We start from the raw sequence: 15212 nt of genomic DNA on the forward strand, positions 1-15212 counted from the left end.
CATGAGCAAATTCTGGAGCCCCTTCGTCAAGGACCTCGTGCCTTACGTACCCGGCGAACAACCGAAGCTGACCAAGCTGGTCAAGCTCAACACCAATGAAAACCCCTACGGCCCTTCGCCCAAGGCGCTGGCCGCGATGCAGGCCGAGTTGAACGACAATTTGCGCCTGTACCCGGACCCCAACAGCGACCTGCTCAAGCAGGCCGTGGCCAAGTACTACGGCGTTGACGCCGGCAAAGTGTTCCTCGGCAACGGTTCCGACGAAGTGCTGGCGCACATCTTCCACGGCCTGTTCCAGCACGACTTGCCGCTGCTGTTCCCGGACATCAGCTACAGCTTCTACCCGGTGTACTGCGGCCTGTATGGCATCAAGTCCGCCCCGGTGCCGCTGGACGAGCAATTCCAGATCCGCGTGGCCGACTACGCCAAGCCCAATGGCGGAATCATCTTCCCCAATCCGAACGCGCCGACCGGCTGCGTGCTGGCGCTGGATGCAGTGGAGCAGATCCTCAAGGCCAGCCCGGATTCGGTGGTGGTGGTCGATGAAGCCTATATCGACTTCGGCGGCGAAACCGCCATCAGCCTGGTGGATCGCTACCCGAACCTGCTGGTGACCCAGACCCTGTCCAAATCGCGCTCACTGGCCGGTTTGCGTGTAGGCCTGGCCGTGGGCCACCCGGACCTGATCGAGGCGCTGGAGCGGGTCAAGAACAGCTTCAACTCCTACCCGCTGGATCGCCTGGCGATTGTCGGCGCGGCGGCGGCTTTTGAGGACCGTGAGTACTTCGAGAAAACGTGCAAGCGGGTGATCGACAGCCGCAACACGGTGGTCGCGCAGTTGCAAGGCAAGGGCTTTGAAGTGTTGCCTTCAGCGGCCAACTTCATCTTTGCCCGTCACCCACGGCACGACGCCGCGGGTTTGGCCGCAAAGCTGCGTGAGCAAGGCGTGATCGTGCGGCACTTCAAGCAGGAGCGGATTGCCCAGTTCCTGCGGATCAGCATCGGTACGCCGGAGCAGAACCAGGCGCTGATCGATGGCCTCGGCGAGCTTTAAGCCACACTGAAGAGCAAAAAATGTGGGAGCTGGCAAGCCAGCTCCCACATTTTTTTTGCGTTGAGCCAGTTAGATCAACGGCTCATCCGGCTTCTTGTTCTTCCAGCCATCATTGCCCGGCAGCAGCAGGTTCAAACCAATCGCTACCACCGCACACAGGGCGATGCCCTTGAGGCCGAAATCATCCGGGCCAGTGCCGGTGCCGACCAGCACGCCGCCAATCCCGAACACCAAAGTCACCGACACAATCACCAGATTGCGCGCCTCACCCAGGTCGATCTTGTGGCGGATCAACGTGTTCATGCCAACCGCCGCAATCGAGCCGAACAGCAGGCACAGAATCCCGCCCATCACCGGTACCGGGATGCTTTGCAGCAACGCGCCGAACTTGCCGATAAACGCCAGGCTGATGGCAAACACGGCCGCCCAGGTCATGATTTTCGGGTTGTAGTTCTTGGTCAGCATCACCGCGCCAGTCACTTCAGCGTAGGTGGTGTTTGGCGGGCCGCCGAACAGGCCGGCAGCGGTGGTGGCAATCCCGTCACCCAGCAGGGTGCGGTGCAGGCCGGGCTTCTTCAGGTAATCGCGACCGGTCACGCTGCCTCCCGCAATCACACCGCCGATATGCTCGATCGCCGGGGCCAGGGCCACCGGGACGATAAACAGGATGGCCTGCCAGTTGAACTCCGGCGCGGTGAAGTGGGGCAGGGCGAACCACGGCGCGGCGGCGATTTTCGCGGTGTCGACCACACCAAAGTAGAACGACATGGCAAAGCCGACCAGCACGCCGGAGATAATCGGCACCAGGCGGAAAATGCCTTTGCCGAATACCGCGACGATCAAGGTGGTCAGCAGCGCCGGCATCGAAATCAGCATCGCCGTCTGGTAATGGATCAGCTCGCTGCCATCGCCGGCTTTGCCCATTGCCATATTGGCGGCAATCGGCGCCATGGCCAGACCGATGGAAATGATCACCGGGCCAATCACCACCGGCGGCAGCAGGCGGTCGATGAAGCCCGTGCCTTTGACCTTAACAGCCAGGCCCAGGAAGGTATAAACGAAACCGGCCGCCATCACCCCGCCCATGGTCGCCGCGAGGCCGAACTGGCCTTTGGCGAGAATGATCGGGGTGATAAACGCAAAGCTCGATGCCAGGAATACCGGCACCTGCCGCCCTGTCACCACCTGGAACAGCAGCGTGCCCAGGCCTGCGGTGAACAGTGCGACGTTTGGATCAAGACCTGTGATCAGTGGCATCAACACCAGCGCGCCAAATGCTACAAACAGCATTTGTGCGCCAGACAGGATCTGGCGCCAAAGCGGGTCGTTGAATTCATCCTGCATGCTCACGCGTCCTTCTGCTTGGTGCCGAAGATCTTGTCACCGGCATCGCCCAGGCCTGGGATGATGTAGCCGTGTTCGTTCAAGCGCTCGTCGATGGAGGCGGTGTAGATCTGCACGTCCGGGTGAGCCTTTTCGACGGCAGCGATGCCTTCGGGGGCAGCCACCAGCACCATGGCGCGGATGTCCTTGCAACCGGCCTTTTTCAGCAGGTCGATGGTGGCAACCATGGAACTGCCGGTGGCGAGCATCGGGTCGATGATCATTGCCAGGCGTTCGTTGATTTCCGGGACGAGTTTTTCCAGGTAGGTGTGCGCCTGCAAGGTTTCTTCATTGCGAGCCACGCCCACGGCGCTGACTTTGGCGCCCGGGATCAGGCTGAGCACGCCTTCGAGCATGCCGATACCGGCGCGCAGGATAGGCACTACGGTGATTTTCTTACCGGCGATTTTCTCCACTTGTACGGGACCGGCCCAACCGGGGATCTCGTAGGTTTCCAGCGGCAAATCCTTGGTCGCTTCATAAGTCAGCAGCGCTCCGACTTCCTGAGCAAGCTCACGGAAATTCTTCGTGCTAATGTCGGCACGGCGCATAAGGCCGAGTTTGTGTCGGATCAGCGGGTGGCGGATCTCGCGAGTGGGCATGGGAAAGGCTCCGGCGGCGGGCAAAAAAACCGGCCTAGATTAATCTATCCGAGGGTGTTGTCCTATAGACATCTAGTACGTTAGTCCATTAAGGCTTGATCGTTGCGCCTCACATGCGTACCTTTGCCCGCTTTTCTTGCCACAGCACCCCCTTGGAGAGCGCCATGTCCGCTGATCTCGAGCATATCCGTCAAATCATGCGCGAGGCTGACTGCCTGTACACCGAAGCGCAAGTCGAAGAAGCGATCGCCAAGGTCGGCGCACACATCAGCCGCGAAATGGCCGACACCAACCCGGTGGTCTTCTGCGTGATGAACGGCGGCCTGATTTTCGCCGGCAAATTGCTGACTCATCTGCAATTCCCGCTGGAAGCCTCCTACCTGCACGCCACCCGTTATCGCAACGAGACCAGCGGCGGCGACCTGTTCTGGAAAGCCAAGCCGGAAGTGTCGTTCATCGACCGCGACGTGCTGATCATCGACGACATCCTCGATGAAGGTCACACCCTGGGCGCGATCATCGACTTCTGCAAACATGCCGGCGCGCGCAAAGTGCACACCGCCGTACTGATCGACAAAGACCACGACCGCAAAGCCCGTCCGGACCTCAAAGCCGATTACGTCGGCCTGCCGTGCATCGATCGTTACATCTTCGGCTACGGCATGGACTACAAAGGCTACTGGCGTAACGCCAATGGCATCTACGCGGTTAAAGGGATGTAAACCATGGTGCGCTTTCTTGATCAGACGCTGTTCGCGCAATTGGCCGAGAAAGCCGCCGCCAGCCCTCGCGGCCGGCACCATCACAACTTCCATCAGATGGAAGAGCCCTGCCATCGCCTGGCCGTTGGCCTGCAACCCGACACCTATGTGCCGCCGCATCGGCACCTGCGTGCCGACAAGGCGGAAACCCTGTTGGTGCTCAAGGGCAGCCTCGGCTTACTGGTGTTCAGCGATACCGGCGAGGTGATTGCCAAGCGCATTCTGCAGGCGGGCGGTGAGTGTGCAGGCGTCGATCTGCCGCCAGGTGTGTTTCATGGCCTGGTGGTTCTGGAGCCTGACAGTGTGATGTTTGAATGCAAGGCCGGGCCGTATCGCCCGATAGGCGAGGGCGAGTCACCCGGCTGGGCGCCCCGCGAAGGCGATTCCGGTGTGGCCGAGTATCAACGCTGGATGCTCGCCCAGTTCGATTGAGCTACAGTGCTCGGCCTTCTTCTACGGAGCGGCCCATGAGCCTGTTGACACGCACCTGCGCCGCCCTGGCGTTGACTCTCAGTTTGCCACTGGCTGCCGCGCCCGCGCCGATGCACAGCCAGTTCCTGCCGCCCGATGACCTGACCCTGCGTGCGCAAACGCCCGACCAGCAGCAACTGCTGCAAGTTACTGAATATGCGGTGGTGGTGGGTAGCCAGCGGCAGTCGACGCAACAGCCAATTCCGGTGACCTCGCCGGTGATGATCCGCCTCAAGGGGAAATCCCTGAACAAGGGCGCGACGATCAGTCAGGTGGTGCTCAATTTTGATGCCGAAAGCAAAAGCCTGAAAAAGCCGATGTTCGATGACGCCAGCAAAACCCTGACCCTGTCTTACCCAATGGCGCAATATCGAGTGATTGTCGACCTGCTGCGCAATGACACGGTGTATGTGCAGTTCCTCAGTTATGCCAATGGGCATATCTGGGCGGATCTGCACACAGGGGCCGTACGCGCAAAGTAATTAAGCCGAATGCAGTCAATGTGGGAGCTGGCTTGCCTGCGATGGCGGCGGGTCAGTTGGCCCAACTGTCACTGATGCACCGCTATCGCAGGCAAGCCGGCTCCCACATGAGTGTTTGGTTGTTTTCGAAGGTGGTGTCTGGCAGGTAGACTCCCAATCCCGTGTAAATGTCTGCAGGCTGGAGTCGGTAATGCGTAAAGATAAGAAACAGGTGATTGGTGACGAGATCGGCGACGACCAGATCAAGTTGTTCCTGGATTTTGAGCCAGTCGACGCGACTTCACCGTCCCTGCACAAGCTGATCAAGGCCTACCGTGGCCTGCGTATCGACGACTTCGAGCGCTTCCTGGGCTTTTTCAAGGAAGCTGGCCTGGACCTGGATGGTAAGGACGAGCACGGCAAGACCTTCGTCGAGCTGATCAAGGACCAGCGCAACGCGCCTGAGTACATCGAGCTGATCGAAAACGCTCGCGGCTGATTATCCCGGCCACAAAAAAACGCCCCGAAGGGCGTTTGATCGTTCCCACGCTCCGCGTGGGAATGCCTCCACTGACGCTCCGCGTCAAGACCTCAAGCGAAGCTTTCAGCCTCGTTGCTTTGCGCAACCAGCTCCAGGCTGATGTTGTTCTGCGCATTGATCTTGCGATACAGCTCAGCGTCCGTCTCCAGCACTTTTTCCCTCGCCGGGAAGATCTCGTGCAGCTTGGCCGCCCACTCACCAGCAGCCTTGGCCGGGAAGCAGCGCTCGATCAGTTCCAGCATGATCGAAACCGTCACCGAAGCGCCTGGGGACGCGCCCAGCAGGGCCGCCAGCGAGCCGTCTTTGGCCGCGACCAGCTCGGTGCCAAATTGCAGCACGCCGCCTTTTTTCGGGTCTTTCTTGATGATCTGCACCCGTTGGCCGGCCACTTCCAGGCGCCAGTCTTCGGCTTTGGCTTGCGGGTAGAAGCGGCGCAGTGATTCCAGGCGCTGCTCCATGGACTGCATCACTTCGCTGACCAGGTATTTGGTCAGGTCCATGTTGTCGCGAGCGACCGCCAGCATCGGGCCGATATTGCCGGCGCGAACCGACAGCGGCAGGTCGAGGAACGAGCCGTGCTTGAGGAACTTGGTGGTGAAGCCGGCGTATGGCCCGAACAGCAGGGATTTCTGGCCATCGACCACGCGGGTGTCCAGGTGCGGCACGGACATCGGCGGCGAGCCCACGGCGGCCTGGCTGTAGACCTTGGCCTGGTGGTGCTTGACCACTTCCGGGTTGTCGCAACGCAGCCACTGGCCACTGACCGGGAAGCCGCCGAAGCCTTTGCTTTCTTCGATGCCCGAAGCTTGCAGCAGCGGCAGGGCCGCGCCACCGGCGCCGAGGAACACGAACTTGGCGTCGACTTCGCGGGTGTTGCCGCTGTTGACGTCCTTGATGCTCACGGTCCAGCCCGCGCCATTGCGCTTGAGGCCGGTAACGCGCTTGCTGTACTTGACCTGGGCATCCGGTGCGCTGGTCAGGTGCGACAGCAGTTGGTTGGTCAGGGCGCCGAAATTGACGTCGGTGCCGTTCATCACGCGGGTGGCCGCGATTTTTTCGTCGAGCGGGCGGCCCGGCATCATCAGCGGCATCCACTCGGCCATCTCATTGCGGTCTTCGGTGTAATGCATCTCCGAGAACGCATGGTGCTGGCTGAGGGTTTCAAAGCGTTTCTTGAGGAAAGACACGCCTTTGTCGCCTTGCACGAAGCTCAGGTGCGGCACCGGGCTGATAAAGGACTTGGACGAGCCAAAGGTGCCCTTTTTGGTCAGGTACGCCCAGAACTGCTTCGACACCTCGAACTGGGTGTTGATGTGCACGGCTTTCTTGATGTCGATGGAGCCGTCGCCAGCCTGCGGCGTGTAGTTCAGCTCACACAGCCCGGCGTGGCCGGTGCCGGCGTTGTTCCACGGGTTGGAACTCTCCGCGGCACCCGAATCCATCAGCTCAACGACTTCCAGCTTGAGGCCGGGGTCGAGCTCTTTGAGCAATACGGCCAGGGTGGCACTCATGATGCCGGCCCCTACCAGTACTACGTCGACTGCTTCGTTATGCGCCATTTAACGCGTCTCCAAAATCTGCAGCACCAAATTGACGGCATGGCTGCCAGGAGTGACGGGGCGGTTCACGTGTTGCCCCAGGTTACCCATGGCCAGGATCGCCATGTCCGTTTCGCAATTCTTTGCAACTTCAGCACACGCTTCCTGCCAGGCTAATCTGCCTATGAACGCATTCATGGGCGCCTGTGGCAATTCGACTTATGGTCAAAGCGTGCGATTTGTGCAATCAATCCGTAGCGGACAGGCTCAAGCTCCGGTGTTTGAGGAGTACTCGGTCCTGTGTGGTTGGGCTGTTCCAGACGCTGATGGTGCTTGTACAAACGCCAAACTATTCATTTGCTCGCCACACTCTTGTGAAGTTGTGAAAACCCGTTTTTTTCACGCTCTTTTGAAGACGTGAACCTCAAAAAAGGGCTGCCCCAGCCTGGCACCTGGCCCGTAAACCCCTGCCGACACGCGGCAAGACGGGCAAACAACTCAAGTGGCCGAGCGCAATGGCAGCTCTGGCAGATTCGGTAAAGAGGGGTGGTTTGCAAAGAAAACAGCAAGCGCGCCAGCTTCACTCGATCTGTGTGGGCGGCTCTCTGTGGGCGATTGGGGGGTTAATACCGAGGCATTAACGATGCTGCGAGGCCCGATCAGGAGACGTCCTTATAATCGGGGGGAGATTGTAGCGAAGAACGCCAGGGAAATGGGCGTGTTTTGTGACTTTTATTAGGGCGTTCAGGAAGCCAGTGCGTGCCGCGAGTGCGTGTGGGCAACCCGTGGGCTGATTCGGGCGTTCATTGGCAGTGGGCGGTGCATCCAGCCCAGATGTGTCTCCGTGACTTCCACCCAGCCCTCGCCCACGGGTGGCAGGCTGCACTGCTTGAACGCCACGCAATGGCCATTGGCATCGAGCCGTGCGTAGTGGCGATGGCGGGGGTGGGACATGAACAATGATTTAAGAAGGCGCATGGCTTTGTACCTGTTACGTTACATGCTTGAAGGTTGCCAGTGTGCCATGACAGTGGAGTGACGAAATTATGCGAAATTGTAATTTCAGCCCGCCTTCAGCTGCCGTTCAGGATGGCTGGTGAGTGGCCCACATGCGCCGTTATACTGGCGGCCTGTTTGCACCTAGTCCTGGAGAAATGAGTATGTTGCAACGCCTGTTGTTCGGTTTGATCACTGTGACCAGTTTGACCCTGGTTGGCTGCGCCAACAGCCCGCAACAACTCAGCCCGCAACCTAAAGTCACGGCGCAACTGGCGCCTGTCGGCCACGGCCAGCCGGTATCGGTGCGCGTGGTAGATGGTCGTCCTTCGCCAACCCTGGGTTCCCGTGGTGGTCTGTACCCTGAGACCGCGCTGATTTCGGTACAAGGCCAGGACGTGCTGCCCAAGCTGCAAGCCCAGGCTGAAGCCGCCGTGCGCCTGCTGGGCTTCACCCCGGCCAACTCGCCGGGCGCGCCGCAGTTGACCATCACCCTGGCTGAGCTGAAGTACCAGTCGCCCAAAGAAGGCCTGTATGTGACGGAAGCCTCCATCGGCGCGACCTTCAAGTCCGACGTCAGCGCCGGCACACGCCGCTACAGTGGCCGCTACGGCGCGTCCCTGAACCAGCGCTTCGGTATGTCGCCGAACCAGGAAACCAACACCAAGCTGGTCAGCGACGTGTTGAGTGATGCCCTGACGCGCTTGTTCAAAGACCCGAGCATCGGTTCGCTTCTCAACGCGCAGTAACCGTCAGGCGGGCGCGCAACGCCCCCATCGCCGGGCTCAGCAATGAGCCCGGTTTTTTTATGCCTGTAGCCTTCATGCAGCCGTTTCGACATAAAAGTCCAGCACACTCACGCCAGTGAGCAGGTCCAGCTCCGGCAGGTCGGCATGCTGGTGCCCGCCGAGCGCGCAATACACCAGCCAGTGGCGGTCCTGGACGTTGAATGCGAGGCCGCCGACCAGCGCTTCCTGTTCATCGTTCTGGGCCATCAGGTACAGCCGATCCTGATTTTGTGCGTGCAGCATGACAAGCTCCCAAGCGTTCGAAGGGCAACAGAGTGGCTTGTTAAGGTGACGTTCAGGTGACGCTGTAAATTACTGGATACATTAACCGTACATGGGGGACGGAACGTTTCAGCGGCAGGAGGCCAATATCATTCAGGTTTGTATCTGAATTGATACCAAGACACTCGTCTACCGAGGTTTGCGATGGCGCTGCCCGCACTGCTGATCAATGCTGTGGCTTTATTGGTGGCCTGCCCGGGTGCAGCGCTGCTGTTCATTACCCGCCTGCGCGAGCAGCGAGCGCTGGCCGACCTGACCGCCCAAAGCGAAGACCGCGCGATCGACCAACCGATGTTGTTTCTGGATGTGCGTACCGAACGGTCGCATCGCCTGGCTTACCGCGTCGGGTTTGCCTGCCTCGGCCTGGCGCTGGCCGTGTCCTGGCTCAGCACCCACCTCTAAAACCACCGAAAGACCAATGTGGGAGCTGGCTTGCCCGCGATAGCAGTGTGCCAGTCGATAGATTCGGTTCTGACACGCCGCCATCGCGGGCAAGCCCGCTCCCACATTTTGGTTTGGTATTTACAGAGGAATCCCGGCCTTGACCCGGTATTGATTCCTCACCGGCGTCGCATACTGCGTCACCAAGTACGGCCGGTGTTCCACCGGGCATTCATTCAAGCGCCGCTCCCACTCCGCTTTGGCCTTGGCCAGCTCATCGGCCGGGAACACCTCGGCTGCCGCCGGCACCTGCAATTGCGGGTCGGCGTCGCTCCACTGCGCATACGCCAGGTAATGCACCGGGAACAGGCGATAACCGCCGAGAATCTGGCGGTCCATTTCTACGGCCAACAGTTTGGTGTCTTCAAAGCGTTCGGTGATCGGCGGTGCGAAGTTCACGTGCACGCGGCCCTTGTAGCCGGTAATGCCCAGCGCAATGCTCACATCGTCTTCACCTGGCGCCTTGCTGTAGGTGCCGGTGGTGGCGCGGATGTACAGCTCGCGGGCCTTGGCGCTGTCGCATGGGTCGTATTCATAGCTGATCGACACCGGCGTCAGGTTCAGCGACTGGATCACCTCTGCAAACGGCTCGTCCTTGCGGCTGACGTGGAACATCTTGAGGATCGCCGACTCGGTGCGATCATCCCCGTCCTTGGCCCGCCCTTCGGCCTGGGCGATCCAGATCGACTGGCAGTCGTTGCGGATCGAATGGTTGATATAGGCCGACAGCAGGTTATACGCCGCCATCTTCTCCTTTCGCCCAGTGATCGAGCGGTGCACGATAAAGCTCTTGTTCAGGCGCATCAGGTCGCTGACAAACGGCTTTTGCAGCAGGTTGTCGCCGATGGCGATGCGTGGCGTCGGCAGGCCGGCGTGGTACACGGCATAGTTGACGAAGGCCGGGTCCATCACGATATCGCGGTGGTTGGCCAGAAACAGATAGGCGGTGCCGGACTTGAGCTGCTCGACGCCGGTATAAGTCACGCCGTCGGTCGCCCGATCTATGGTGTGATCGACGTAGTACTCGACTTTGTCCTGCAGCGTGGCCACGGTGGTGACGCCGGCAAATTCACGGCGCAGTTTGCGGGCGATCATCGGCTTGAGCAGCCAGCCCAGGGCGCCGGCAAAGCGCGGGAAGCGAAAGTGAGTCAGGATGTCCAGAAAGGCCTTGTCACTGAACAGGCGCGCCAGCACGGCCGGGACTTCGCTGTCGTTGTAAGGTCGGATGGTATCGAATTCGCCCATCATGCTCTCTTGTTAGAAACGGCTAGGGTAAGTAAAGGAAATATCAGGGTGCGGCCGCAATATTGGCTCTGCCGTGAATAGCCCTGTAAATAGACCGGCGATTATACGCACAAGTCACCTGGGAGACCGCGATGGAAGAGGAGTCGTACGAATGTCCTTATTGTGGAGAGGTGGTCACGGCGTTGCTGGACCTGTCGGGAGGCGATCAGCAATATATAGAGGATTGCCCGGTGTGCTGCCGGCCCATTACTTTCGAGCTACAGGTGCATGATGACGAATGGATGCTGAACGTGCGCAGCGAAAACGAGTAACAGGTACACCCCATGCAGCGAATCTACGAACCGGAAAACCTGATGGAGGGCGAGCTGCTGCAACAGATGCTTGCCAGTGAAGGCATCGAGGCGCACCTGGTGGGGCGCCATTTGCTCGGTGGGACCGGCGAGTTGCCGATCTTCGGCCTGTTGGGCCTGGAAGTCGACAACGACCAGGCCGCCTACGCCCGCGAATTGATTACGGCCTATAACGGCGCGCAACCCATGCCCGGCGATGAACCCGACAGCTTCCCCGACGTGTTGGTCTGTTAGGCTGTCGGTCGGTTTACCCCAAGAGTCGTGTTGCCCCATGTGTGGACGTTATGCCCTGTTTCGCTGGAACCCTTCCTTTGCTGCCTTGCCGGGCTTCCCGGCCGACCAGCAGGCCCAGTGGAACATCTCCCCGAATGATTCGGTGCTGATCCAGCGCCTGAGCGAAGGCCAGCGCACCCTGGCCCGTGCGCGCTGGGGCCTCACGCCACCGTGGCTCACCGACCTTTCGCGCACGCCAGCCCACGCGCGCGCCGAAACCCTGGCCGAACAACCGATGTTTCGCGAAGCCTTGCGTCAGCGCCGCTGTTTGCTGCCGGCCAACGGTTTCTACGAATGGCGCGGCACCCAGCGTAAACGCCCGTATTGGCTGACGCCGGGTGAAGGCTCGACACTGTTTTTTGCGGCGATCTGGGAGGCTTATCCGGTGCAGGAGCAGGTGTGGCTGAGTACGGCGGTGGTGACCCAGGCCGCACAGAGTCAGCGGCGGCCGTTGATTCTGGATGCGGCAGGGCAAGAGGCGTGGTTGAATCCTGAGACGCCGCTGCACGTGTTGCAGGGCTTGTTGGCCAGCGAGCCTGCCGCGTTGCGCGAGCGGGTGTTGGCCAATATGGTCAATGATCCGAAGTTGAATGGGCCGGAGTGTCTGACCCCAGGTTGAGGTTGGCTTTGCTGGACTCATCGCAGGCAAGCCAGCTCCCACATGTTGAGTGTATTCACAAATCCAAATGTGGGAGCTGGCTTGTCGGGTCGCCGCATCGCTGCGATAGCGGCCTCAGACCTTGAACTGATTGATCAACCGCCGCTGCTGCTCCGCCAACTTGGTCAAATCCGCACTCGCTGCGCTGGACTCATCCGCACCACCCGCCACCTCATTGGCCACCTGGCCAATATTGATCACATTGCGATTGATGTCCTCGGCCACGGCGCTCTGCTCTTCGGCCGCGCTGGCGATTTGCGTGTTCATGTCGTTGATCACCGACACCGCCTGGGTAATGGTCTCCAGCGCTTCGGCCGCCTTCGCCGCGTGCTGCACGCTTTCGTCGGTACGGTGCTGGCTGTCTTCCATCACCCGCACCACATCCCGCGTGCCTTGTTGCAGCTGTTGGATCATGGTCTGGATTTCTTCAGTGGCTTTTTGGGTTTTCTGCGCCAGGTTGCGCACCTCATCGGCCACCACCGCAAAACCACGCCCTTGCTCACCGGCGCGGGCCGCTTCGATGGCGGCGTTGAGCGCCAGCAGGTTGGTCTGCTCGGCAATCCCGCGAATCGCCGTGAGGATCGCGTTGATATTTTCGCTGTCCTTGGCCAGGGTTTGCACCACACCGACCGCCTTGCCGATTTCTTCAGCCAGCGCGCCGATGGAAGTGGACGTGTCGCGCACAATACGCATGCCTTGGCTTGCGGCCTGGTCGGCATGGCTGGCGGCTTGCGCGGCCTGGGTGGCGTTGCGTGCCACGTCTTGCGCAGTGGCGGTCATTTCGTGCACAGCGGTGGCCACCTGGTCGATCTCGACCATCTGTTTATGCACGCCCTGGTTGGTGCGAATCGCGATGTCGGCGGTGTGTTCTGACGAGTCGCTGACCTTCTGCACCGAACTCACGACCTGAGTGATCATGCCCTGCAACTTGATCAGGAAGGTATTAAAGCCGTTGGCAATCGCGCCCAGCTCATCGGCGCGATCACTGGTGAGGCGGCGGGTAAGGTCACCTTCGCCCTGGGCGATATCGTTGAGCATGGCCACCATTTGCTTGAGCGGGCGGGCGATGCCATGGCCCACCAGCCAGATCACCAGCAAACCGATACCGGCGATCAACAGGCCGACCATGGCCATGCCGAAGGTGTCGGTCTTGCGCTGGGCTTGCAGGTCGCCTTGCAGCTTCTGCGAGTCGGCCATTACCGCACTCAGCGGCAGTTGCAGCATCAAGGTCCAGCGCGCTTCGGCCTGGCCGATGTTGAAGGGCAGGAACAGCTCGATATGCCCGTGCTCCTTGTCGATGTCGTAGCGCACTTCGCCGACTTTCAACTGGCCGAGGTTGGCCAGCTCGTTGCTGTCGAGCAGGTCGCTGGCTTTTTCGCCAAGCTTGCTGGCGTCCTTGGTATAGGCCACCAGGCGACCGTTGCTGGAGATCAGCGCCAGTTCGCCGGCGCCGTTGTACAGGTTCTGGTCGGCGCGGGTGAGCATGTCCTGGATGAAGTTCACCGACAGGTCGGCGCCGACGATGCCCTGGAACGTGCCGTCGACCATGATCGGTTCGATAAACGAGGCGAGCATCACCATCGCATTCCCGACTTTATAAGGCGCCGGGTCGATGGCGCAGGGCTTCTTGCTCTCTTTGGAGCACAGGTAGTACTCACTGGCGCGCACGCCGGTTGACAGGATCTTCTGATCGTTGACGTCAGCGAGCTTATCCAGGCCCAGGCTGCCATCGGCGTTGCGGTACCACCACGGCAGGAAACGGCCGTCGGCGGCCATGCCGACAATTGGGGTGTTTACGTAGGCGGCGTCGTTATGGTCGATGGCATTGGGTTCCCAGCCGATGTAGGCGCCGAGGATTTTCGGGTTGCGCGCCACGGTTTCATGCAGCAGGTTGATCAATTGCTCGCGGCCGACCTGCAGCGCGGGTTCGCCCTTGGCGTCTTTCATCGCCAGCAGGGCATTGGCGGTGGCCAGGCCTTTGGCGGTCACCAGTGGTGCCTCCAGTTCGCGCTGAATCAGCGTGGCCTGGGTTTGCGCCAAAGCGGTGAGGCGCTGCTCGATGATCTGCTCAAATTGCGCCTGGGTGCGCTCCTGCACCAGCTCCTGGGTGCGGGCACCGGCAAACACTGCATAGAGCACCAGCACTGCGACCACACTCAGCACGATGGCCCCGGTCAATGCGGCGACAGAAAACTGAATCGACTTGAATTTCATGGAGGCTCCAGGCGCAGGGCAGGTGGGCTGCCTTTTTGTATCGGCCATGGGCACTGGAGGCTTAAGGCTTGGCGGGCGAAATAGTGCGAGATGTCGCAAACGGGCAGTTCGCCGCCGCTGTGGGTGTGTGGGATGTATCTGAAAGTTAGTGGTTACACGTCGTGTGTATCTGGCGCAGATACACATGACCGCCTAGGATACGCGCCAGGATTTCAGGGAGAGCGTCATGAAAAAGTCATTGGTGGTAAGTGTACTCAGTGCAGCGATGCTGCTGGCCGGTTGCCAGGTGGTCAACACCACCAGTGGCGGTGCCGTTGGCGTTGAGCGCAAGCAATATATGTACAGCCTGTTGTCGAGTCAGGAAGTCGACCAGATGTATGCCCAGTCCTATCAAAAGACCTTGGGCGAGGCGAGCAGCAAAGGTGTCGTCGACAAGACGAGTGCCAACGCCAAGCGCGTGCAGGCGATTGCCAAGCGTTTGATCGTGCAAGTACCGGCGTTCCGCCCGGACGCGGCGCAGTGGCAATGGGAAGTGAACCTGATCAAAAGCGACGAGATCAACGCTAACTGCGGGCCAGGCGGCAAGATATTCGTATACAGCGCGCTGATCGACGACCTCAAATTGACCGATGACGAGTTGGCGGCGGTGATGGGGCATGAAATCGCCCACGCCTTGCGCGAGCACAGTCGTGAGGCCATGTCCAAAGCGTACGGTATCGAAATGGCCAAGCAGGGCGCCTCAGCCTTGTTGGGGTTGGGCCAAGACAGTATGGCGATTGGTGATGCTGCCGTTAAATACGGCCTGACGTTGCCCAACAGTCGCGGCAACGAGAATGAAGCCGACCTGATCGGCCTGGAGCTTTCGGCCCGCGCCGGCTACAACCCGAATGCCGCGATCACCTTGTGGAACAAGATGGCCAAGGCTTCCCAGGGCGGGACACCGGAGTTCATGAGCACTCACCCGGCCTCCGACAGCCGAATCGCCTCGTTGCAGGCGGCGATTCCGAAGGTGATGCCGCTGTACCAGCAGGCCAAAAAGTCCTGAGTTAACGCGGTCCAGTGTGGGAGCCGGGCTTGCCCGCGATGCAGGCGACTCGGTTTGTAAGGTGTACCGAGGTGATGCCATCGCAGGCAAGCCAGCTCCCACAGGTTTA

General features: G+C 60.3%; 18 protein-coding genes. 11 read left to right on the forward strand and 7 right to left on the reverse strand.

Features of this window, described 5'->3' with window-relative positions; translation table 11 throughout:
• Nucleotide 1: 1 nt before the first annotated feature.
• The gene (gene hisC / locus AOA62_RS08120; protein ID WP_099548395.1) at nucleotides 2-1054 is read left to right on the forward strand and encodes a histidinol-phosphate transaminase; all 1053 of its coding nucleotides are present in this window, start codon (nucleotides 2-4) and stop codon (nucleotides 1052-1054) included.
• A 69-nt stretch (nucleotides 1055-1123) separates the two neighbouring features.
• On the opposite strand, the gene AOA62_RS08125 is transcribed toward hisC, so the two are convergent.
• Together AOA62_RS08125 and upp are read right to left on the reverse strand one after the other, a co-directional pair.
• Nucleotides 1124-2398 (reverse strand): uracil-xanthine permease family protein, encoded by a 1275-nt coding sequence (locus AOA62_RS08125; RefSeq protein WP_099548397.1) that lies wholly within the window; start codon nucleotides 2396-2398, stop codon nucleotides 1124-1126.
• A gap of 2 nt (nucleotides 2399-2400) precedes the next feature.
• Complete coding sequence (gene upp / locus AOA62_RS08130) at nucleotides 2401-3039, reverse strand: uracil phosphoribosyltransferase (RefSeq protein WP_017138223.1); 639 nt, start codon at nucleotides 3037-3039, stop codon at nucleotides 2401-2403.
• Nucleotides 3040-3203: 164 nt separating this feature from the next.
• On the opposite strand from upp, the gene AOA62_RS08135 reads away from it, so the two are divergent.
• The 4 genes from AOA62_RS08135 to AOA62_RS08150 all read left to right on the forward strand — a co-directional run bounded on the left by AOA62_RS08135 (nucleotide 3204) and on the right by AOA62_RS08150 (nucleotide 5231).
• The gene (locus AOA62_RS08135) at nucleotides 3204-3761 is read left to right on the forward strand and encodes a hypoxanthine-guanine phosphoribosyltransferase (protein WP_003216150.1); all 558 of its coding nucleotides are present in this window, start codon (nucleotides 3204-3206) and stop codon (nucleotides 3759-3761) included.
• A 3-nt stretch (nucleotides 3762-3764) separates the two neighbouring features.
• Nucleotides 3765-4232: a WbuC family cupin fold metalloprotein gene (locus AOA62_RS08140; protein WP_099548399.1), complete on the forward strand. Its 468-nt coding sequence runs from the start codon at nucleotides 3765-3767 to the stop codon at nucleotides 4230-4232.
• 35 nt (nucleotides 4233-4267) lie between these two features.
• Entirely contained in the window at nucleotides 4268-4753 is a 486-nt protein-coding gene (locus tag AOA62_RS08145) for a hypothetical protein (protein ID WP_099548400.1), read from the forward strand.
• Nucleotides 4754-4943: 190 nt separating this feature from the next.
• The gene (locus tag AOA62_RS08150) at nucleotides 4944-5231 is read left to right on the forward strand and encodes a PA4642 family protein (RefSeq protein WP_017138220.1); all 288 of its coding nucleotides are present in this window, start codon (nucleotides 4944-4946) and stop codon (nucleotides 5229-5231) included.
• A 92-nt stretch (nucleotides 5232-5323) separates the two neighbouring features.
• Here AOA62_RS08150 and mqo read toward each other — a convergent pair whose 3' ends face one another.
• Nucleotides 5324-6832, reverse strand: coding sequence for a malate dehydrogenase (quinone) (gene mqo / locus AOA62_RS08155; protein WP_099548402.1), 1509 nt, complete (start codon nucleotides 6830-6832; stop codon nucleotides 5324-5326).
• Nucleotides 6833-7555: 723 nt separating this feature from the next.
• Nucleotides 7556-7789, reverse strand: a complete 234-nt coding sequence (locus AOA62_RS08160; RefSeq protein WP_017138218.1) for a hypothetical protein — start codon at nucleotides 7787-7789, stop codon at nucleotides 7556-7558.
• Nucleotides 7790-7971: 182 nt separating this feature from the next.
• On the opposite strand from AOA62_RS08160, the gene AOA62_RS08165 reads away from it, so the two are divergent.
• A complete protein-coding gene (locus AOA62_RS08165) occupies nucleotides 7972-8556 on the forward strand; it encodes a YajG family lipoprotein (protein ID WP_017138217.1) in 585 nt (194 codons plus the stop codon).
• A 72-nt stretch (nucleotides 8557-8628) separates the two neighbouring features.
• On the opposite strand, the gene AOA62_RS08170 is transcribed toward AOA62_RS08165, so the two are convergent.
• On the reverse strand, nucleotides 8629-8838 hold the full coding sequence (locus AOA62_RS08170; protein WP_056859008.1) for a hypothetical protein: 210 nt from the start codon (nucleotides 8836-8838) through the stop codon (nucleotides 8629-8631).
• Nucleotides 8839-9021: 183 nt separating this feature from the next.
• Between AOA62_RS08170 and AOA62_RS08175 the strand changes: the two genes are divergently transcribed.
• The gene (locus tag AOA62_RS08175) at nucleotides 9022-9279 is read left to right on the forward strand and encodes a hypothetical protein (RefSeq protein ID WP_017138215.1); all 258 of its coding nucleotides are present in this window, start codon (nucleotides 9022-9024) and stop codon (nucleotides 9277-9279) included.
• A 120-nt stretch (nucleotides 9280-9399) separates the two neighbouring features.
• Here the strand turns inward: AOA62_RS08175 and AOA62_RS08180 are convergent, their stop codons facing one another.
• On the reverse strand, nucleotides 9400-10563 hold the full coding sequence (locus AOA62_RS08180) for a 1-acyl-sn-glycerol-3-phosphate acyltransferase (RefSeq protein WP_026013785.1): 1164 nt from the start codon (nucleotides 10561-10563) through the stop codon (nucleotides 9400-9402).
• 131 nt (nucleotides 10564-10694) lie between these two features.
• On the opposite strand from AOA62_RS08180, the gene AOA62_RS08185 reads away from it, so the two are divergent.
• From AOA62_RS08185 to AOA62_RS08195, 3 genes are read left to right on the forward strand one after another with little or no spacing between them, the layout of a single operon-like run.
• A complete protein-coding gene (locus AOA62_RS08185; protein ID WP_017138213.1) occupies nucleotides 10695-10874 on the forward strand; it encodes a CPXCG motif-containing cysteine-rich protein in 180 nt (59 codons plus the stop codon).
• A 12-nt stretch (nucleotides 10875-10886) separates the two neighbouring features.
• Nucleotides 10887-11147 carry a DUF2007 domain-containing protein gene (locus AOA62_RS08190; protein WP_017138212.1) on the forward strand — a complete coding sequence of 87 codons (261 nt, stop codon included), beginning with the start codon at nucleotides 10887-10889 and terminating at the stop codon, nucleotides 11145-11147.
• A 37-nt stretch (nucleotides 11148-11184) separates the two neighbouring features.
• A complete protein-coding gene (locus AOA62_RS08195) occupies nucleotides 11185-11805 on the forward strand; it encodes an SOS response-associated peptidase (RefSeq protein ID WP_056859005.1) in 621 nt (206 codons plus the stop codon).
• A 114-nt stretch (nucleotides 11806-11919) separates the two neighbouring features.
• Here AOA62_RS08195 and AOA62_RS08200 read toward each other — a convergent pair whose 3' ends face one another.
• Nucleotides 11920-14058 carry a methyl-accepting chemotaxis protein gene (locus tag AOA62_RS08200; protein ID WP_099548404.1) on the reverse strand — a complete coding sequence of 713 codons (2139 nt, stop codon included), beginning with the start codon at nucleotides 14056-14058 and terminating at the stop codon, nucleotides 11920-11922.
• A gap of 226 nt (nucleotides 14059-14284) precedes the next feature.
• Here AOA62_RS08200 and AOA62_RS08205 point away from each other — a divergent pair, with 226 nt between their 5' ends.
• On the forward strand, nucleotides 14285-15103 hold the full coding sequence (locus AOA62_RS08205; protein WP_017138210.1) for a M48 family metallopeptidase: 819 nt from the start codon (nucleotides 14285-14287) through the stop codon (nucleotides 15101-15103).
• Nucleotides 15104-15212 lie beyond the last annotated feature (109 nt).

This window comes from Pseudomonas sp. 2995-3, from assembly GCF_002742565.1.
In the GTDB taxonomy this organism is placed as follows: Bacteria; Pseudomonadota; Gammaproteobacteria; order Pseudomonadales; family Pseudomonadaceae; genus Aquipseudomonas; species Aquipseudomonas edaphica.